The 20,560-nt window shown below is 64.9% G+C and carries 12 protein-coding genes and 2 pseudogenes; 6 read left to right on the forward strand and 8 right to left on the reverse strand.

Translation table 11 applies throughout. The features are described from left to right. Nucleotides 1-65 precede the first annotated feature (65 nt). The 3 genes and pseudogenes from XBLMG947_RS18785 to speA form a co-directional block, all read right to left on the reverse strand. A pseudogene (locus XBLMG947_RS18785) lies at nucleotides 66-1,391 on the reverse strand (glycosyltransferase). Continuing rightward, complete coding sequence (locus tag XBLMG947_RS18790) at nucleotides 1,384-5,367, reverse strand: non-ribosomal peptide synthetase (RefSeq protein WP_065470097.1); 3,984 nt, start codon at nucleotides 5,365-5,367, stop codon at nucleotides 1,384-1,386. Before XBLMG947_RS18790 ends, XBLMG947_RS18785 begins: the two are co-directional and overlap by 8 nt. A 910-nt stretch (nucleotides 5,368-6,277) precedes the next feature. After that, nucleotides 6,278-8,164 (reverse strand): arginine decarboxylase, encoded by a 1,887-nt coding sequence (gene speA, locus XBLMG947_RS18795; protein WP_065470098.1) that lies wholly within the window; start codon nucleotides 8,162-8,164, stop codon nucleotides 6,278-6,280. A gap of 232 nt (nucleotides 8,165-8,396) precedes the next feature. Between speA and speE the strand changes: the two genes are divergently transcribed. After that, entirely contained in the window at nucleotides 8,397-9,254 is an 858-nt protein-coding gene (speE, locus tag XBLMG947_RS18800) for a polyamine aminopropyltransferase (RefSeq protein WP_065470099.1), read from the forward strand. A 385-nt stretch (nucleotides 9,255-9,639) separates the two neighbouring features. Here the strand turns inward: speE and XBLMG947_RS18805 are convergent, their stop codons facing one another. Next, nucleotides 9,640-10,251, reverse strand: coding sequence for a PH domain-containing protein (locus XBLMG947_RS18805; protein WP_065470100.1), 612 nt, complete (start codon nucleotides 10,249-10,251; stop codon nucleotides 9,640-9,642). Between the two features lie 189 nt (nucleotides 10,252-10,440). Further along, nucleotides 10,441-11,244, reverse strand: a complete 804-nt coding sequence (locus tag XBLMG947_RS18810) for an outer membrane beta-barrel protein (protein WP_065470101.1) — start codon at nucleotides 11,242-11,244, stop codon at nucleotides 10,441-10,443. A 545-nt stretch (nucleotides 11,245-11,789) separates the two neighbouring features. Here XBLMG947_RS18810 and XBLMG947_RS18815 point away from each other — a divergent pair. Next, nucleotides 11,790-12,095 (forward strand): annotated as a pseudogene (locus XBLMG947_RS18815) (kinase); the annotation flags it as partial. Nucleotides 12,096-12,101: 6 nt separating this feature from the next. Here the strand turns inward: XBLMG947_RS18815 and XBLMG947_RS18820 are convergent. Then, the gene (locus tag XBLMG947_RS18820) at nucleotides 12,102-14,087 is read right to left on the reverse strand and encodes a glycoside hydrolase family 84 protein (protein ID WP_065470102.1); all 1,986 of its coding nucleotides are present in this window, start codon (nucleotides 14,085-14,087) and stop codon (nucleotides 12,102-12,104) included. Between the two features lie 502 nt (nucleotides 14,088-14,589). Continuing rightward, a complete protein-coding gene (locus XBLMG947_RS18825; protein WP_008574841.1) occupies nucleotides 14,590-14,964 on the reverse strand; it encodes a P-II family nitrogen regulator in 375 nt (124 codons plus the stop codon). A gap of 153 nt (nucleotides 14,965-15,117) precedes the next feature. On the opposite strand from XBLMG947_RS18825, the gene ubiK reads away from it, so the two are divergent. The 3 genes from ubiK (at nucleotide 15,118) to XBLMG947_RS18840 (ending at nucleotide 17,792) form a co-directional block, all read left to right on the forward strand. Continuing rightward, the gene (gene ubiK, locus XBLMG947_RS18830) at nucleotides 15,118-15,396 is read left to right on the forward strand and encodes a ubiquinone biosynthesis accessory factor UbiK (RefSeq protein ID WP_065470103.1); all 279 of its coding nucleotides are present in this window, start codon (nucleotides 15,118-15,120) and stop codon (nucleotides 15,394-15,396) included. Between the two features lie 16 nt (nucleotides 15,397-15,412). Further along, nucleotides 15,413-16,933 carry a YifB family Mg chelatase-like AAA ATPase gene (locus tag XBLMG947_RS18835; RefSeq protein ID WP_065470104.1) on the forward strand — a complete coding sequence of 507 codons (1,521 nt, stop codon included), beginning with the start codon at nucleotides 15,413-15,415 and terminating at the stop codon, nucleotides 16,931-16,933. A gap of 349 nt (nucleotides 16,934-17,282) precedes the next feature. Then, nucleotides 17,283-17,792, forward strand: a complete 510-nt coding sequence (locus XBLMG947_RS18840) for a lipocalin family protein (RefSeq protein WP_065470105.1) — start codon at nucleotides 17,283-17,285, stop codon at nucleotides 17,790-17,792. A gap of 617 nt (nucleotides 17,793-18,409) precedes the next feature. Here the strand turns inward: XBLMG947_RS18840 and XBLMG947_RS18845 are convergent. Then, nucleotides 18,410-18,586: a hypothetical protein gene (locus tag XBLMG947_RS18845; RefSeq protein ID WP_010374782.1), complete on the reverse strand. Its 177-nt coding sequence runs from the start codon at nucleotides 18,584-18,586 to the stop codon at nucleotides 18,410-18,412. A gap of 377 nt (nucleotides 18,587-18,963) precedes the next feature. Between XBLMG947_RS18845 and XBLMG947_RS18850 the strand changes: the two genes are divergently transcribed. Continuing rightward, nucleotides 18,964-20,529 (forward strand): EAL domain-containing protein, encoded by a 1,566-nt coding sequence (locus XBLMG947_RS18850; RefSeq protein ID WP_065470106.1) that lies wholly within the window; start codon nucleotides 18,964-18,966, stop codon nucleotides 20,527-20,529. Nucleotides 20,530-20,560 lie beyond the last annotated feature (31 nt).

The raw sequence follows: 20,560 nt of genomic DNA on the forward strand, positions 1-20,560 counted from the left end.
GGACGGGCGCATCGCCCCCCTCGCGTCCGACTCCGCCGCCTTCCCATGCAGCGACAGTGTGCCGGTCATGCGATCGCCCGCTCGCTGTCGCCGCGCGCCGCCACTGGCTTGACCGGCTCCAGCAGCGCCCAGGCCTGCAGTTGATCCAACGCACGATTCACCCCGTCTTCCTCGCGCACCCGCTGACCGAGTGCGCGTGCCGCCGCACGCATGGCCGGCGCGCTGGCCTGGTGTATGGCATCGGCCAGGGTCTATGGCTGCAGACCGGCGCGTGCGAGCGCCGGGGGCGCCACCCCGCGCTGCGCCAAGCAGTACGCCTAGAACGGCTGGTCGTAGCCAAAGGGCAGCACCACCGACGGAATCCCCGCTGCCAACGCGGCACCGCTGGTGCCAGCGCCACCGTGATGCACTGCCACCGACACGCGCGGAAACAGCCAATCGTGCGGTGCCTGCTCCAGATGGCAGAAGCGCTCGGCATCATCAACGGCAGCGGCCTCCCCGGCCGCCAAACCGCCCCAGCCGCTGGCCAGCAACGCACGCTGCCCGGTCAACCGCACCGCTGCCTTGACCGTGGCGGTGAGCTGCGCGGCGGCGCTGCTGGTCATGCTGCCGAAGCCGATATACAGCGGCGGCGGCCCGGCCTGCAAAAACGCCTGTAGCGCGGCCGGCGGTTGCCGCTGCGACGGCGGCAGCTGCCAGAAGCCGCACACCTGTGCGCCTTCCGGCCAGTCTGGCGGACGCGGGCACACATGCCCGCTATAGCCGTAGATCACGCGTAGCGTGCTGCGATCCGGACCGCTCCACGGATATTCCGGCAGCCCCAATGCCGAACGCACGATGCCGTTGACCACCGGCCGCATCAGCTGCCAGCCGACAAAGCGCAGCAGGCGATGCAATGCCACGCTGACCCTTCCAGGCAGACGCAGGTTGGGCATCAGCATCAGCGGCAGATGGCGCGACTCGGTGAGCGGCTGCAACTGCGCAAACGCTACAGGCACGCCATACGCCTCGCCCAGACTATGGACGAGGAAACTGGCACTGCCCACGCCCAGGATCAAGCCGGCACCGGCACACGCCGCGCTGCCCTGCGCGGCCCAATCGCGCGCCCACTCCGGCAACTTCTTGCGCAAGATGCCAGAGGCACCGCGCATCTCGGCAATGTCCGGATGGTCTTGCAACAGCTCCTGGACATCGCCGCTGAGCGGGAAGAATTCCAGGCCGTTGGCACGGATCAACGCCGCGAAGTTGGAACTGGTCAGCACCCGCACCGGATAGCCGCGCCGCTGCAAGCCGAGGGCCAGCGCAATGATCTGGCGTACGTCCCCATGCGTGCCCAGGGTGGCGATGACCACTGGGCGGTTGTGCGCGCTGCTGGCAACAGACTCAGGCATATTCGGCCACTCCATCGCTGGCGGTGGCGATGCTGCCGCTGCGCTGCGTGGCCTGCGCGGTGGCTGCATGCAGCAAGCCGCTGAGCGTGGCCGCGTGCGCCGACGACAGCATCGAATGGTGATCGCTGTCCAGTACGTGCAGATGCAGGTTGCGCACGTAGGGGCGCCAAGCCTGCGGGCGGTAATCCACCCATGTCGCCTCATCGCCGCCGGAGCTCATGCGCACGCCGGCTTCGACGAACAACACGTCCTGATCCAGCGACTTGGGCCGAAAACGCCGCGCCAGCTGCAGGTGATGCTGGGTCATGCCGCCCATATCGTCCAGCAGCGTGGGGCGTTGTTCGAGCAGCTGACGCACTGCAGGCAAGTCGTTCAATGCGTAGTGCGCGCACAGCAGGCTGGCCAACTCGGCCACTGTGGTCGGCATTGGCTGGCCCGGCGCCAGATGCAGGCCCAGCGCGTGCACCGAAGCGAGTACGTTCTCCGATTCCGGCAGCGATGCGGCCTGTTCCAGGTGCGGGTAACTGTCGAGCATGGCCAGCACTTCGACTTCTTCGCCCATCGCATGCAATTCGGCCGTGATGGCGTGCGCGATCAAGCCGCCCAGCGACCAGCCCAGCAAACGGTAAGGCCCCTTCGGCTGCACGCTGCGCAGATGCGCCAGGTAATCGTGTGCGATCGCCTCGATGCTTTCCGGACGATGCTGCGGATCCCTCAGCCCCGGCGATTGCAGCGCATACACCGGCCACTGCGGATCCAGCTGACCGAGCAAGGTGAGATACGACCAGCCCAGACCGATCACCGGGTGGATGCAGAACAGCGGCGTGGTGCCGGCCGTGCCTGCACGCAACGGCAGCAGCACGCTCAGGGGGTCGTTGGACGTATCCGCGCTGCGTTTGATCACACCGGCCAGGCCGGCGATCGTTGGCTCATGGAACAACGTGCCCAGCGGCAGTTCCATACCGAACATCTGCGGGAAACGCGCGGCCACTTCCGCCGCACGCATCGAATCGCCGCCGAGCTCGAAGAAATTATCGTCCACACCCACCACGTCGATGCCGAGCACTTCCTGCAGCATCGCTGCCAACTGGCGTTCGAGCGCATCGCGCGGGGCCACATGCGCGCGTTGCGGCAAGGCGCCGGGCGACGGCAATGCGCGCCGGTCCAGCTTGCCGTTGGGGGTCAGCGGCAGTGCCTGCAGCATCACCCACTGGGTAGGAATCATCGATGCTGGCAGGTGCTGCTGCAGATGCGTGCGCAGCAGCTCGATCGATAGCGTGTCGCCATGCTTGCCCACCACATAGGCCAGCAGCTGCAAGGCGTGATCGCCATCGCTGTGACCCACCACCACGGCCTGCTCCACCTGCGAATGCAGCAGTAGCGCGTTTTCGATTTCGGCCGGCTCCACCCGATGTCCGCGGATCTTCAGCTGCGCATCGGCGCGCCCAATGAATTCCAGCAGGCCATCGGGGCGTTGACGCACGCGGTCGCCGGTGCGGTACATGCTGCTGCCGTCGTCGGCGAACGGGTCGGGCACGAAACGCTCGCTGGTCAGCTGGTGCTTGCCGCGATACCCCTTGGCCACACCGGCACCGCCGATGTACAGCTCGCCGATCGCACCGGTGGGCAGCGGTTGCCGCTGCGCATCCAGCACATAGACGCGCGTATTGAGCAGCGGCCGGCCGATCGGCGGTGCGGCCGCGTCGGTCAGCTGCAGCGGCATGATGGTCGACCAGATCGTGGTTTCGGTCGGCCCGTACAACTGGGTCAGGCGCCCCACCCGGCTCAGCAATTGCGTAGCCAGTTCCGGCGCCAACGCCTCTCCACCGATCAAGGCGTGGATGCGATCCAGCACCAGATCCTCATTGGCCAGCAGGATGCGCCACAGCGATGGCGTGGCCTGCACCAGGCTGATGCGTTCGTCCGCGATCAGGCGCGACAGGCTGCGCGGATCGTGGCTGATGCCGGCCGGTGCGATGACCACGCGCGCGCCCACCAGCAACGGCAGGTACAACTCCAGCCCGGCGATATCGAAGGTGATTGTGGTGACTGCCAGCACGCGATCGCGCGGACGCAATGCCAGCTCGTGCTCCATCGCATGCAGGAAATTGAACAGGTTGCGATGGCTGATTTCCACGCCCTTGGGCGCACCGGTGGAACCGGAGGTGTACAGCACATAGGCGGTGCCGTCGGGCGTGGCGAGCGGTGCGATCGCCTCCGGCAACACGGCCGGACGCGGATCCAGCCAGACCATGCCGCCGAGCAGATAGCGCTCGCACAGTGCCGGCTCGCAGACCAGACCGATGGCACCGGAATCGTTGAGCATCTGGCGGTTGCGCGCGGTCGGGCTCTCCGGATCCAGCGGCAGGTACGCCGCACCGCTCCACATCACCGCCAGCAACGCCACCAACAAGTGTTCGCTACGCGGCAACGCCACCGCGATCACATCGCCAGGGCCCACGCCATCGGCCACCCATTGCGCGGCGATGCGCGAGGCAAGCTCGCACAGGGTGGCGTAATCGAGCGTGCGGTTGTCGTATTGCGCCACCACCGCGGCAGGCATCAGTTCGGCGCGCTGTAGCATGCCGTGCAACAGCGTGGCCTGTTCCGGCAACGGCGCTGCGGTGTTGTTCCACGTGTGCAGCAAACGCCGGCGCTCGCTAACGCCGAGGATATCGACCTGGCCCAGCGCGCATTCCGGATCGGCCAACACCGCATCGGCCAGATGGGTCAGACGGCGGCAGTGTTCGGCCAGCTCTTCGCTGTCGTACAACGCCGGGTTGGCATCCAGATCGAAACGCATTGCCGCCCCATCGCCGCGTTCGTAGCAGAAGATGGTGAGGTCGTCGGCCGGGCCATTGGAAAGGTTGTGCGGCACCGCGTACGCCTCGCCGAAGCGCAAGGTGTAGTCGAAGGCTTCGATGTTCACGGCAAGACGCGCGATCTTCTGCTCGCCGCCGAAAATGCCCATGTCGCGACGCACATCTTCGAACCGGTATTGCTGATGCCGCAGCGCATGCTTGACCACCGAAGAGACCTGCGTGAACAACGCATGGATCGGCTGCTGCGGCTCCATCTTCAAGCGGATGTAGACCACATTGGCCACCATCCCCGGTGTCTTGCGGTAACGCGCATTGATACGCCCGCTCACCGGCATCGCAAATACCAGGTCGTCGGCTCCGGTGTAGCGATAGTAATAGGCCGCTACCAGCGCAATCAACATCTGCGGCAGGCTGACGGCGTAGCGCTTGCCCACCGCGCGCAGTTGCAGCATCTGGCGCGCAGAAAACTCCCACGTTCTGCGCATTGAGCCGGCCATCTGGTAAGTGCCCGGCCTTGCCAGCGTTGCAGGCGTCGGCAAATCGGCCAGTTGCTGCATCCAGTAAGCGCCATCGCGCTGATAGCGATCAGAGTCGCGATACTGCTGCTCCAGCACAACCAATTCCGTCGCACTGGCGAAGTCGGCTGCCTCCGGCTCAGCGTCGATCAGGTAGGCGTTGTAAAGCACCGCCACGCGCTGCGCCACCATGGCCGTGGTATAGCCATCCATCACCAGGTGGCTCATGTATTGCACCCACAGGTGATGATCCTCACCAAGACGGAACAACGCACAGAACCACAGCGGTCCGTTGCGTAAATCCTCCGGCTTGCGGATCTGTTCTTCAATCCAGTGCTCGGCCGCGTTGCGCGGCGACGGGTCCTCGGCCACGTTGAAGTAAGGCATCGTGCCGGTGTACTCAGGTAGCACGCTCTGCACCGGCAGCCCGGCTTGCTCGGCGATGCACAAGCGCAAGGTGTCGAATTCGCGGGTAACCTGCACGCTGGCGCGCAAAATCACCTGCGGATCCAGCGGGCCGAATAATTCAAGCGCTTCCGACAACATCAGGGTGTTCTCGGTATAAAGCTTGTTGCCCACCCACAGGCCGCGCTGGGCACGGGTCACGGGAAAAACAGGTGTCGAGGCGTCAGCGTGCATTGCATGCATCCTTGTAGTGTGGCGCGCAGTCCGTCGACGCCCTTGGACCGTCATACGGTCAATGGACGCCGAATCAGCACTTGGCCTAAGAAAACGAGGGGTAATAAAACCGCCCACTCCCAGCAAGTGCCGGCAATACGCGGTGGAAACGCACGATAGAAGACGCACAGCAGGCTGCTCACACAACCGAACACGATGTGCAGGCAACTTAGTTGAATAACTTGTGCCCAAGCAAGTTAAACGCACACTAACTATTCGCGCAACCCCAAAACTGTGGAAAAAATCACGAAAATCACGTGATGACAAAAAAATCTTTACAAAACGGTGATTGCAACTCCTGTTCTGGGTGCATACCTCCGACCCAGTTCGGCGCTGCATCCGGCGCATGTCGGCACCACGCCACGCAGCGGACTTGTTTCGACGATACGCGCTGGTTTACATCCAAACACAAGCGCCACGATATATTTCCGGAGCAGCTTGAATAAGACCATTCCCAAATAAACGTTGCTGGAATGACGTTATTTGGCAAATCACTTTAAGAGACGGAATGCGTATTCAACGCGCCGGTCTTTATAAGCGAGCACGATCATGGAATGGTCGTCTGACTGTCATCGACATGCAGCAACACGCACGGATGAGCTGAGTCGAACCGATTGAAGGCGTGGCTCAAGACCAATTCCGGGCAGGTTTCGTTGATCCGAGGACCCGCGTCGGCAAAAAGCGGACCAGACTGCAGCCGACCGCAAAGCACGACGGCCGGACCACGCCGTGTCGATTTGCCGGCCTGCAGCAGCCTTACCGGCGAGGCACCTGGCCTGCTTTCAAGCGACGTCTGCGGCAGTGGCGCGCGGCAGCTGTGCCACATTCTGCCCAGCCTGCGCTGCGGCAGAGGCCGCAGCGCATTCGCAGATCAGCCCAACGGTTCGTCGGACAGATAGGTATAACCGGTCAGGCCGGCCTCCAGCGCGTCGTGCAGTTCCTGCGCGCGCTCGGGCGGCAGTTGCGCTGCGGCGATGCGCTCGGCATAGGTCGCACGCAGCGTGTCCAGCTGATAGCCCACGTAATCCAGCATCACATCGGTGGTGTCGCCGCGACGCTGCTGCACGATGCGATAGCCGTCCCCGTCCACCGCCACTTCCACCGCATCGGTATCGCCGAATAGGTTATGGATATCGCCCAGGATTTCCTGATAGGCACCGACCAGGAAGAAACCGATGCGATAGCTCTCACCCGCGTTCAAGCTGTGCAGCGGCAGCGAGCTGTCCAGGCTTTCGTTCTCGACGTAGGTCTTGACCATGCCGTCCGAATCGCAGGTCATGTCGGCAATGATGCCGCGCCGCTGCGGCGCCTCGTTCAGGCGCTCGATCGGCACGATCGGAAACACCTGGTCGATCGCCCACACATCCGGGATCGATTCGAACACGCTGAAGTTGACGAAGTACTTGTCCACCAGCCGCTCGTTGAGCTCGTCCAGCATCGGGCGATGGCTCTTTTCGTCGAAGCTCAGGCGCGCCCGCACGCCATGGGCGATGGCATAGAACAGGTCGTCGATGCGCGCACGTTGGGTCAGGTCGATCTGGCCCAGCGCGTAGGCACTCAAGCCCTCGGCATGGAAGTGCTGTGCCTCCTGGAACAGTTCCACTGCCGGGCGCACGTCGAGCTCGTCGTGGATCTCGCGCAGGTGGCGGATCGCTGCCGGTTCGTCGTCGTGCGCGTCGGGCACGCGGCCTTCCGGCGCCTGCTCCACTTCGGACACGTTGGCGATCAGCACTGCGTGGTGGGCGGTCATTGCGCGGCCGCATTCGGTAACGATGCGCGGCGGAGTCAGGCCGTGTTCTTCGCAGGCGCTGGCCAGCGGCTGCACGATGTTGCTGGCGTACGAATGCAGGCCGTAGTTGATCGAGCAATAGCTACGCGAGCGCGTGCCTTCGTAGTCGATGCCCAGACCGCCGCCGACGTCGACATGGCTGATCTTCGCGCCCAGGCGCGAGAGCTCCACGAAATAGCGCGTGGCTTCGCGCATGCCGTTGGCGATGTCGCGCACATTGGAGATCTGCGAGCCCATGTGGAAGTGCAACAGCTTCAGGCCGTCGGCATACTCGGAGTCGCGCAGCGTCTTCCACAGGTCCAGCACCTGACGCGGCGACAGCCCGAACTTGGCCTTGTCACCACCGCTGTTCTGCCACTTGCCCGCGCCCAGCGAGGCCAGCCGCATGCGCACGCCCAGACCCGGCTTGACGTCCAGCGCGCGCGCTTCATCCAGCACCAAAGTCAGCTCGGACGGCTTTTCGATGACGATGAAGGTCTGCAAGCCCAGCTTGCGCCCGATCAGCGCCAGGCGGATGTATTCGCGGTCCTTGTAGCCATTGCAGACGATCAGCCCGCCCGGACGCGACAGCGCCAGCACCGCCATCAGCTCGGGCTTGCTGCCCGCTTCCAGGCCGAAGCCCTCGCCGCGATGGCCGGCCAGGGTGCCGGCCACGCCACGGTGCTGGTTGACCTTGATGGGATACACCGCGGTGTAGCCGCCGGCGTAGTCCCACTCCGACTGCGCCTGCGCGAACGCTGCCTGCAACTTGCCCAGGCGCTGACCCAGGATGTCCGGGAAGCGCACCAGCAGCGGCAGTTTGGCGCCGGCCGCGCGCGCGGCGTCCACCACCTCGGGCAGCGACACCGACGGGCCGCCGACGGTCGGGGTGACCACCACGTGGCCGGCGGCGTTCACATCGAAATACCCATCGGCCCAATGCGGGATCGAGTAGGTCTTGCGGGCTTGGTCGAGGGACCAATCGCTCATTTCGTTGTCTCGGCTGGGGCAAAAAGGGCGTGAAGTGTAACGCCTGGCACGCGCAGGGTCCGTTACAATCCGCGCCGACTTCACGCCCCGCTCCTGGTCGGATCGGGGCCGAGCAAGGGTCAGCCGCTGCGCCGTTTGGCGGCACGCGGCTGCGCTCGACCCTCATCCGGCGCTACGCGTCACCTTCTCCCGCCGGGAGAAGGATCAGGCCCTTCTTTACTAGGATTTTTGCATGAGCACCAACGACAACTGGTACATCGAACACTTCCAGCCAACCGGCTCGGCGATCGGCTTCCGCGTCAGCGGCAAGCTGGACGAGGTGCAGTCCCCGTTCCAGAAGATCGAGATCTACCAGACCACCGATTGGGGCAAGCTGATGCTGATCGATGGCGCGGTGATGCTGACCACCCGCGACAATTTCTTCTATCACGAGATGATCAGCCACCCGGCGCTGTTCACCCATCCCGCGCCCAAGCGCGTGGTGATCATCGGCGGCGGCGACTGCGGCACGCTGCGCGAGGTGCTCAAGCACCCGGGCGTGGAAAGCGCCACCCAGTGCGACATCGACGAGCAGGTCACGCGCATGTCGGAGAAATATTTCCCAGAGTTGTGCGATTCCAACCACGATGCGCGTGCCGAGCTGCTGTTCGACGACGGCGTGGCCTACATGGCCAACTGCTCGGCCGGTAGCGTGGACATCGTGATCGTCGACTCCACCGACCCGGTCGGCCCGGCCGAAGGCCTATTCAACAAGGCCTTCTACGAGAGCTGCTTCAAGGCGTTGAAGGACGACGGCCTGCTGGTGCAGCAGTCCGAATCGCCGCTGGCGCTGCTGGACCTGATCAACGAAATGCGCACCGAAATGGGCAAGGCCGGCTTCCAGTCGTTCAAGACCCTGCCGTTCCCGCAGCCGTGCTACCCCACCGGTTGGTGGAGCGTGACCATGGCCAGCAAGCAGCCCAAGGCCGACTTCGCCTTCCGCCAGGCCGATGCGCAGGCCAAGGGCTTCGACACGCTGTATTACACCGCCCACCAGCACACCGGCGTGCTGGTGGCGCCGCCGTTCGTGGCCAAGGCGCTGGGCGAGTAAGCGGCACGCGACACATGGTCAGCAACGGCGGACGGCGCGCGCGACATCGCGATGCTTGAATGGTCGCGGCCGATTCAAGGCGACCGCCGCGCCCGCCTGGCAGTGAGGCGCAGGCGGTTGGTAGCGGCGTTTGCATAAGACGGCCTGCGCGCCTACGCGCGCGGGCGAATGGCTCTGGCCCAACGCATTGGGCCTGCTGCCGGGCTCACGCAACGATGCTCGAGCGTGAAGCCAATCCGCGTTCCTCGCACCGCTGGAACGGCGCTCAATCGCCGACGCAGTCATGCGATAGACACATTCATTACTTGCGACAACTGCCGTGTCCGCCCTGCGCTCTATGGCGCGGCCCGTTCAAGGCCGACCACTGCACGATGTGCTGAGTGGCCTACAGGCGCGCCAGTACGTCGGTTTTCTTGGCGTCGAATTCGTCCTGCGTGATCAGCCCCGCATCGAGCAATTGCTTGAGCTTGCTCAACACCTGCATCGGATCCTCAGCGGCGGTGGCAGGCGTGGCCGAAGAGGGTACCGCCGCACCTTGCGCAGCAGGTGCATGCACCACCACGCCGCCGGCCGCCGCGCGCAACTTGTCGATCTCCAGCTGCTGGCGCTTTTCGTAGGCGGATTCTTCCACCTGCTGCGCATAGGCATACACGCGCCGCGCCTGTTTCTTCGGCAGGCTGTCGACGGATGCGTAAGCGCCTTGCGTGGTGCGGCACATGATGGTCGCCCCGAGCATCTGTTCGCTCATGTGCACATCGAGCACTTCGCGCCAGGGGAAATCGCGGAACGTCATGCCGAGCAGTTTCGGGTAAACCACGATGAAGCGGCGGTTGGTCAGCACCACCGCGTCCGGCGACAGATTCATCACCATCTTCTTCTGCACGGCGATGTACTCGACCTGCTCGTCGCGGGTCAGCAACTCGGTGATCTTGGGCAGGATCTTGCCCACGGCCACCGGGTCCTGCTCGTCTGTCAAAAATTGCGCCAATGCGTCCATCTTCCCTCGCCAACGGCTGAATCATGGTTTGCCGCGACACTACAACAATCCGCATGGATGGCTGTGCAATGCCGATGACCATCTGCGGTGCGGCGTCGAACAGGATTGCTGACTGCAGAGTCGCTTTTGAACTGCATCTGGGCCGGAAGGGCGGTGCTGCCGCCCGCCCTTGTTGGCCGTCGACCCGCATCAGAAGCGGACTTCGGCCCCGAAGCTCAGCACTTCGGCACGATTGATCGTGAGGTCTTCGTAGTCATCGTAATACTCGTCGGCGTAGACGTAATTCGTGTAAAGCGCGCTCAAGCTCACGTGCTTGCCGATATCTACACCCAGACCGGCGCCTACGTATGCGCCATAGACACGCTCGTTGTAGTCCTCGGCTTTCGCCTTGCCGCCCCAATAGCCCAGCCGCACAAGAGCAAATAGCGGAACATCGCCAAAGTTGAAGCGCGCCGTTCCACCGATGCTGCCGAAATCCACGTTTGGAATGACGACAACGGCGCCCGCATCCTTGGCACCATCCACTTTCCCGGTTGCGGCTTCGATACCGATCAATGTCACCGGACCGGCGCGCCAGCGGTAGCCAACGTTGAAGCCCTGCATATCCTGCTTGCCGTTTTCAAACACCTTGGCTTTGCCAGTCTGCACGCCAAGGAACATGCCGCTCTTGAGCCGCTGTTCTTCTTCGCGCGGCGGTGGCGGTACACCGGCAGGCGCGACGGGCGCTGCCCCTGCCGATGTCTGCTCGGTCACCGTGCTGAATCCGCCGGCCTCGCCCGTTCCGCTTCCACCTACAGCGGCTGGCGCTCCGCCGATGCCCGCTTGCGCAGCGCGCGAAGATGGCGGTGCCGGCGCGGTGGTGCCCTGCGTGCCGGTCTGCTGCTTTTGCTGTTGCCGGTAGCTGTCCCAGCCGCGCGACAACGATTGCGCCGAGGCCTGTGCCGTGACGCCGAGCGCCGTGCAGGCCAACAGCAGTGTTGCGGTCCTTTTCATCGCATCCCCAATGAGTCGTACTCCATCGTTCCCCCATCCTTGCGCACGCAGGGGTCACCTGACGGCGTCTGGAAGTGGCGCAGTTGCTGTCGAATTCGGAGGCTTTCCCGGCATCACCGGATGTCGTGCGACATCGCTCCGGGCGCACGCCCAAAGAGCGTGCCCGTGCTAACGCGTGATACAGCCCCCTGACCGCAGACGGCACAGTGTCTGGAGTCTCAACGGCTGTCAATAAGGACGTGCCCCTCCACGCAGGAGCAGGCGTGGGTTGCCTTGCGTTTGCACGGGAAGCGAAGCGGAGCGCCGGCGATACGCCTGCACTGCTTCTGCTGGAAGCATCCAGATCCAGGTCCGGGTGCGCCGCAATGAATCGAACGGCGAATTCTGCCAAGCGATTGATTGCTAAAACCTTTCCATCTCCATAATCGTTGATTAAATAATTTCAGTACTCGCGCGTTCTAAATTATCCGGGCCGATTCCTCTCGCTCCCCGCGAGCCTGCGCAATACGTGACACCTCCGCGCCGTCAAGGTCTGGAGAACTGCCATGCACTCCCAGCCACTGGACGTGTCCAGCCTGCACCGCATCACTCCCGTTCTGCTCAAGCAAGGCACCCGGCTGCTGAAGCCCGACGTCTACCGCACACTCCTTGATGGGCAGCTGGCCGTGGTCAAGGACGACGGCCGCGATCGCCGCACGCGGCTGGCGCCGATCGCGCGGCTGATGGTGCGCCACGAGGCCAGACTGCTGCGGCAGCGGCAGGGCTGGCGGCATGCACCGGCCTTGCTCGGCACACTGGACGGCCTCGCGCTGGGCATGGAATGCATTCCGGCGACACATGCAGCGGCAACTTACTCATCAATGCGCTGCTGCCGAATCGGCAACTGCCGGCTCGCGAGAGACGATCAAACGCGGCGCCTGCGCGATGAAGCGGTCGAGCACGCCGTCGGCGATCTTGACCGGGCCACCGAAGCGCGTGGCGCCGGGAATCGACGGAACCGCAGCAGCCTTGGCGGCGAGCGCAGCCGCATCGGCGAACAACGCGGACGCCTCGGTATTGCCACGATTGGCCGCATCCAGCCCAGCTGCCGTCTTCTGCAGCGCGTGTCCCCAGACTTCCATTGCCTCCAGCCAGGGGCGCGATTGCTCGGCAAAGCCCTTGTCGGCGACGCCGTCGCGAATGATCTGCGGCGCGGCTGCCAGCTCGTCGCCAGTGCGCGCCAGTTCGGCGATCGCCTGCGTGCGCGCAGCGGCATCGCCCAGTGCGATCGCTTCGCGCACCTGATCGAGCACGGCCTTCAAGCGTGGCGCCTGGTCCTGCCACGGTTGGCTGCCAAAGGTTGGCGCCAAGTGTTGGGTATCGAAGAAGGTCAGCAATGCCGCAGTGACACGCGCATCGCCGCCGGCCAGATCGCGCGCCGCCGCATACCAGGTGCGTTGCGCGTCGTAGCCTTTGTCGTTCCAGGCGAATGCGGTCAGCCCCATCACCGCGACGCGGCTGGGCACTTCCTGATTCATCGGGTTGGACACGATGCCGGACAACTCGGCCGACAGACCCGCCTCGCGGCGCGCATATGGCGCCATCAGCAGGCGCCCGGCCGAGGTTTCGAAGTCGTTGACCGGGTAGTTGTCCCACAGCAGCGTCTTGCGGCCGAACGCTTTGGTGGCCGCACGCGCATCGGGGATGGAGATGGCCGGCGGCACCACGTCGGTGCCGGTCCACTGCACCACGATCTTCGGGTCCAGATGCTTGCGCAGCGCTTCCTTGTACGGGCTCTCTTTGGCGTCGTAATACTCGGTCGGCACCATGATCAGCTCCGAGCTTGCATCGTGGCGCGCCACCAGATCCGCCTGCACCAGATTGAGCAGATGCGCCTGCGCGATACCCGCCGCCTGCGCGCCGGACGCCCCGAACGTGGTCTTGTCGCGCTCGCAATTCCACTTGGTGTATTCGATATCGTCCAGCGCCACATAGAAACTGCGCACGCCCAGCGCGCGGAACGCATCGAACTTGCGCAACAACGCCTTGGCGTCGGCCGGGTCGGAGAAGCACACCGTGGGGCCGGGCGAAATCGCATAGACGAAATCGACGTGATTGCGTTTGGCGGTGGCGGCCAGCTGACCCAGCGCCTTCAAGTTCGCCTTCGGATACGACTCGCGCCAGCGGTCGCGCGCGTAGGGGTCGTCCTTCGGGCTGTAGATGAACGTGTTGGCCTTGGTACGGGCGAGGAAATCGATGTGCTTGCTGCGGTCGCTCATCGACCACGGCGCGCCGTAGAAGCCTTCGATCGTGCCGCGGATCGGCATGGCCGGGTAATCCTGGATCGTCAGCGTCGGAATGGCCGGCCGCTCGACCAGCTGACGCAGCGTCTGCGCCGCATGGAACAGGCCATCGTCGTCGTGGCCGGCCAGCGTGATGAGGCTGCCGCGATCGAGCGCAACGCTGGCCAGCGTATAGCCTTCCTTGTGGGTGTCCTGCGTCGCCTTGCTACGCGTCAGCGCATCGCGCACCACTGCCTCATCGCCGGTGCCGAGCACGATGTGCGGGCGGTCGAGCGTGGCAGGCAGGCGTGTGGCGGTGGCGATCTTGGTGACACCGGCGCTGCTGAGAATGCGGCGCACCAGCGCGACGGTGGCCTTGTCCGCGCCCGGCGCGACCACCAGTACCACCGAGCGGCCCAACGTGACCGTTGCGCCCTCCAGCTGGATCGACACCGGTGTCGGATAGATCGCTGGCTGGGTCACCGGTTCGGCCACCGACTGCGCCAGCGTCGGGGCAGCCATGACCAGCCCCACCAATACCGAAAGCAGGCGCACGCCCGGCTTGCTGTTGCGTGGCTTCATCTCGAACTCCGGTATTGGAATGGTATTACGGCCTAGAGTAGGCAAGTCGCGCGGCGGCGACAAGCGGGAGCGGGATGCACGTGTGTCCAGAACTTGAGAGCCCGGTGCGCTTGCTTCAGCGTTTATCTCCGCGGCGATCGAGGCACGCTCGACAGCAGTACGCGGCGGTATTGAAATGGTATGGGCAGATCGATGAGACGGCTTGGCACCTGACTGCAGCGGCTTTGCCCATGCGCACCCGACGGAGCATCAGCCCCGCTGATGAGCGCCACAGCCAACGCAGTCAGCGCGCGCTGCGCTCGGCCGCAATGCCTCTGGGCGGCCTAAGGTCTCTGCGAACCTCGCAATGCCTGCATTGCACCTGATCTAGCGCCGTCCCCTGCATCGCTCGTTCAGCACTACAGGTCCCCGGCATCGCAGTTGCGAGCACGGGGCATCAAAGCCCTCACCTCCTGCAGCACGCACCACGCAGCTGGCGAGCGGCGGGCCCGACGTGGGGACCCTAGAGCGCGTCGCTATCCAGCTCGCCGGTACGGATGCGCACCACCGTGCCGAGGTCGTACACAAACACCTTGCCGTCGCCGATCTTGCCGGTGCCGGCGGCCGCGACGATTGCCTCGACCACGCGCTCGGCCTGGTCGTCGGTCACTGCCACTTCGATCTTCACCTTGGGCAGGAAATCGACCACGTATTCGGCGCCGCGATACAGCTCGGTGTGGCCCTTCTGGCGGCCGAAGCCCTTGACCTCGGTCACCGTAATGCCCGCCACCCCGCAGCCGGCAAGCGCCTCGCGCACATCGTCGAGCTTGAATGGTTTGACGATGGCCATGATCATTTTCATCGGTGCAGGTCCCAGGGCATGACGGCCGCGCAGCATACCGTGGACGGGGGCAACACTCATCCCAGCCCGCACCGCTGTCACCGCGGACGACAGCCGAATGGGACTATCCTTACTGCCTGCCGACGTGCTTGCCGATGTCCCGCGTGTCCCGGCCTGCACTAGGCTTCCTACGGACCTGCGGAGAACACCATGATCGATTTCAATCAGCTCGACGACCTTGCCCGCCGCCTCAGCGACCTGGTGCCGCCAGGCCTGCGCCAATCGCGCGAAGAACTGCAGAGCACCTTCAAGGGCGCGCTGCAGGCCGGGCTGGGCAAGCTGGACCTGGTGACCCGCGAAGAGTTCGACGTGCAGCGCGCGGTGTTGCTGCGCACCCGCGAAAAACTCGACGCGCTGGAGCAGGCCGTCGCCGCACTGGAAGCGCGCGCGCCCGGCGCGCCGCCCGCTGCACCACCCACCACCCCCTGAGTGAAGGCCACCCATCATGAGTCTGGCGCTGGTGCACAGCCGTGCCCGTGTGGGAGTGCATGCGCCTGAGGTTCGGGTGGAAGTGCATCTCTCCGGCGGCCTTCCTTCGACCCAGATCGTGGGCCTGCCCGAAGCGGCAGTGCGCGAATCGCGCGAGCGCGTGCGTGCCGCCCTGCTGTGTGCGCAGTTCGAATTCCCCACCAGGCGCATCACCATCAACCTGGCACCGGCCGATTTGCCGAAAGAAGGCGGCCGGTTCGACTTGCCGATCGCACTCGGCATCCTCGCTGCCAGCGGGCAGATCGATCGCCAGGCCCTGGCCGATTACGAATTCCTCGGCGAGCTCGCACTCACCGGCGAGCTGCGTGGTGTCGACGGCGTGCTGCCCGCCGCGCTGGCGGCCGCGCAGGCCGGGCGACGGCTGATCGTACCGCTCGCCAATGGTGCCGAGGCCGCGATTGCCGGGCACGTCGAAGCCTTCACCGCGCGTACCTTGCTGGACGTCTGCGCAACGCTCAACGGCAGCCAGAAAGCGCCCGCCGCCGAACTGGCGGTGCAGGCGCTCGGTGCACGTGCCCTGCCCGACATGGCCGATGTGCGCGGACAACCGCATGCCCGTCGTGCGCTGGAGATCGCCGCTGCCGGTGGGCATCATCTCCTTCTGGTCGGCAGCCCTGGCTGCGGAAAAACGTTGCTGGCCTCGCGCCTGCCCGGTTTATTGCCCGAGGCCAGCGAAGCCGAAGCGCTGGAAACCGCTGCCATCACCTCGATCAGCGGCCGCGGACTGGATCTGGCCCGCTGGCGGCAGCGACCCTATCGGGCTCCGCACCACACTGCCAGCGCAGTCGCGCTGGTGGGCGGTGGCACGCATCCGCGCCCCGGCGAGATCTCGCTGGCCCATAACGGCGTGCTGTTTCTGGACGAATTGCCCGAGTGGCAGCGGCAAACTCTGGAAGTGCTGCGCGAGCCATTGGAATCGGGCCTGGTCACGATCTCGCGCGCGGCGCGCAGCGTGGATTTCCCGGCGCGCTTTCAATTGGTTGCGGCCATGAATCCCTGCCCGTGCGGCTGGGCCGGCGATGGCAGCGGGCGCTGCCCCTGCAGCAGCGACAGCATCCGCCGCTACCGCAGTCGCATCTCCGGCCCGTTGCTGGACCGCATCGATCTGCATGTCGACGTGCCACGCCTGCCCCCGCAAGCGCTGCGCAGCGGCAACCTTGGCGAAGACAGCGCCAGCGTGCGTGCCCGCGTGGTCGCTGCACGGCAGCGCCAGCTGATGCGCGGCGCGCTGCCCAACGCGCAACTGGATCAACCCGAGACCGACCGCCATTGCCGCCTGCAACACGACGATCAGTTGCTGCTGGAGCGTGCCATCGAACATCTGCAGCTGTCTGCGCGCTCGATGCATCGGATCCTGCGCGTGGCACGCACCATTGCCGATCTCGACGACAGCGCGGACATCGCCACGCGCCATCTCACCGAAGCGATCGGCTACCGCAAACTGGATCGCGCGCTAGGCACCGCCAGCGCGGCCTAATGCGTTCGGCCGGACACGCTCGGCTATGGGATTCGCAGACAATGCGGCGAGCATGCCAACCAGCGATTGCTGAGCTGCCCGCATGGTTAGGAGGCTATTGTTAGGACGCTACGTAAATTTTAGGCCGTTACGTCATTCGCTGCCGCGATGTTGAGCGCGTGCAGCCAGCCGATCACCCGCGCGGATTTAAACGGCGATGGCTGCATCGTGCCAAACACGCGGCGCGCACAGCACCGCCCCCCAGCATTCGGCAGGCTTCCCGCATGACGCTAGCCCGCCCCCGCATCCCAACATTCATTTCATGGCGATGCACGTACAACAGGCGCCACTCCATTGTGCAGAGGCCTGTATGAGCCACCATCCCGAACTCGCCACTGTCCCCTCGCTGGATCTGAATCGCTATCTGGGCACGTGGTACGAAATCGCCCGCCTGCCGATCCGCTTCGAGGATGCGGACTGCACCGATGTGTCGGCGCACTACGCCCTGGAAGACGACGGCAGTGTGCGCGTGCAAAATCGCTGCCTCACCGTGGAAGGCGCGCTGGAAGAAGCGATTGGCCAGGCACGCGCCATCGACGACACGCACAGCCGGCTGGAAGTGACTTTCTTGCCCGAGGGTCTGCGCTGGATCCCGTTTACCAAGGGCGATTACTGGGTGATGCGCATCGACCCCGACTACACCGCAGCACTGGTCGGTAGCCCTGATCGCAAGTATCTGTGGCTGCTGGCACGGTTGCCGCAGCTGGACGACAACATCGCCCAGGCCTATCTGGCGCATGCACGCCAACAAGGCTTCGACCTGGCACCGCTGATCCACACACCGCATACCGGACGGCTGACCGAGCAACCGCTTCCGTAGGCGCTACCCGGGGCCCGGCACAGCGTGTCGATCGGCACGCGCTTTATCCGGCACTCCGCTGTTCGCGTGAGTCTGAAACGTGTTTCGCTGACACATCAACCAACCCACATGGCAGGCTACTCTTGGCAGGCCCCGCTCTGGCACCGGCCCCGGCCAATGACAGAACCTTTGGCGGCATGGACGCCGCGACGGAGCACCCAGGGACGGATTCACCGTGTGCACTGCACATCGCGGGGGCACGCCGCGCACTCGACCAACCAGCCTCGACACTACTCGCGCAGCCTGCACGATGCGACAGATCCGCTTGGCAGCAGACTGTCCCCTAGTTCTCGACAGCATCTCTCGCGGTGTTGGACGTTGCCTCTCGCGCCGGATCTTGACCGTAGCGCGACGCCGGTCGTCCCTCCCGGCTGCCAACCACAAACAGCAGCTTCCGTGCGGCCTCGATGGCAACGTAGGCGCCGGAGGCAGACATGCACATCGGTGTGGCCCGGTGATGCCCGCAACGCCCGACACGATCTCCACCCACTGACGCAATCGCCATGCCGATCAGCATGGCGATCAAGCGCAATGGCCCCAGTCGTTCGACCAACGTAGAGCCAACACTGCAGCCAGCGTCAACCGTTGAGCGTGCCCAGATCCTTGGCTGCCGCCTGGGCGCCTTCGAGGCTGTCGAAGGCCACGCCGGTGTCGCCGACCACGTACTTGGTCAGCTCGCCGTCGCGTGTGGTTTCCTGCATCTTGAAAATCGGGACTGCGTCGGTGCCGCCGACGCGTTCTTTCTGTGTTGTCATGGGTGATTCCTCCGGTGAAAGCGCCTTGCAGGGGACCGGATTGTCCCGTGGCTCACGTGCAAGAGCACAGACGGTCCGACCCTAGCGCGGCATTGCGTGCAGGCGCGTGAATCCGCAGGCGACCTCGACTTCCACGAGGCGGTGCGGGATCATCGGCAAAAAAATCACAGCGGCTTTGCCCCACAAACGCGCGCAATGCACGCGTGTGTCGTACATTCGCGACGTGCAGCCTCATCAGTCCATGCTCCGTGTCACCAATCGCTGCGTGCGACGCATCCGCGCGTACTTCTCGCCAGCCTGCGTCGGCCATTTGCCGACACGCGCATTGCCGCAGAGGCTGTACGTGAACCGGAACCCCAGCCGTAGCGGGTGGTGAGGTGAAGCGCCGACGCATCATCAGTGTGACCGTGTTGCTGGTGTTGCTGTGCGCGACGCTGCCGGTCGGCCTGTCGTACTACCTGGCCTGGCGGCTGGCATTGGCGCGCGAAGAGAGCAGGCTGAGCGAGCTGGCTGCGCTGTCTATCCGGCGCACCGAAACCGCTTTCGACGAGGCGCACGGCGCATTGCTGAGCTTGGCTGCCTCGCAGCTGCCGCCATGCTCTCCCGCGCAGCTGGCGCAGATGCGCGCACTGGTGCTGACCAGCCATTACATCGTCGAGCTGGGGCGTTTCCAACAAGGTCGTCTTCGCTGTACCTCATGGGGCCAGTTGCGCGACAGCATTCCGCAGGCCACCGCCGATTTCGTGGTCAAGCGCGGTATCGCGGTCACCACGCGGCTGCTGCCCTTGGCCAATCCGCAGCGTCCGCTGATGGCACTGCAGCTGGGCGACTACAACGTCCTGATCAACCCCGACACGCTGGCCGACATCAATATCCCGCCTGGCCTGCAACTGGCGATCGGCACGCCGGAGGGGCAGCTTCTCAGCAGTACCGGCACCGCTGCCGAACACTTGCTGATCGAGCCAACGGCGGAACGGGCGCCGGACGACCGCGTGCTATCGCAGGTACTGTTCGGAAGCGACCGCCGTGGTGACTGGACGGCGGTGGTCACCGAGCCGGTGGCCTATCTGCGCGGGCCGCTGACGGCGGCACGGTGGCAGCTGGTGCCGGTGGGCATCGCGGTGGCGCTGTTGCTGGTCGGTGCGGTGCTATGGGTCTCGCGACGGCGCCTGTCGCCGCTGGCGCGGCTGGAAATCGCAGTGCAGCGCCGCGAGTTCATCGTGCACTACCAACCGATCATTGCGCTCGATAGCGGTGCCTGCGTCGGGGCCGAAGCGCTGGTGCGCTGGCAGCGACCCGACGGCGTACTGGTGCCGCCAGATGCCTTTATTCCACTGGCCGAAGCGAGCGGCCTGATCCTGCCGATCACCGACCTGGTGGTGGCCGAAGTCATCCGCGAACTCGGCCCCACCCTCGCTGCCGATCCGGCGCTGCACGTAGCCATCAATGTCTGCGCCGAAGACATCAAGAGCGGCCGCGTGCAGAGCGTGCTGGCGCAGGCGTTGCGCGGCACCGGCGTGGACAGCGGCCAGCTGTGGGTGGAAGCGACCGAACGCAGTCTGATGGACATCGATGCGGCGCGTGCCACCATCACGCGGCTGCGTGGCGCCGGCCACACGGTGTCGATCGACGACTTCGGCACCGGCTATTCGAGCCTGCAGTATCTACAGGGTCTGCCGCTGGATGCGCTGAAGATCGACAAGTCGTTCGTGGACACCATCGGCACCCACTCGGCCACCAGCGCAGTGACCGCGCACATCATCGAAATGGCCAAGACGCTGCATCTGCGTACCATCGCCGAAGGCGTCGAGCGCCAGGAACAGTTCGATTATCTGCGCGCCCATGGCGTGGACCTGGCACAAGGCTGGCTGTTCTCGCGCGCCTTGCCGGCCACCGGTTTCATCGCCTATCGCGCACAGGCACGCAGCACGACGACGCATTGACCGCGGCAACAAAAAAAGGCCGCCAGTGGCG

This window comes from Xanthomonas bromi (assembly GCF_900092025.1).
Lineage (GTDB): Bacteria > Pseudomonadota > Gammaproteobacteria > Xanthomonadales > Xanthomonadaceae > Xanthomonas > Xanthomonas bromi.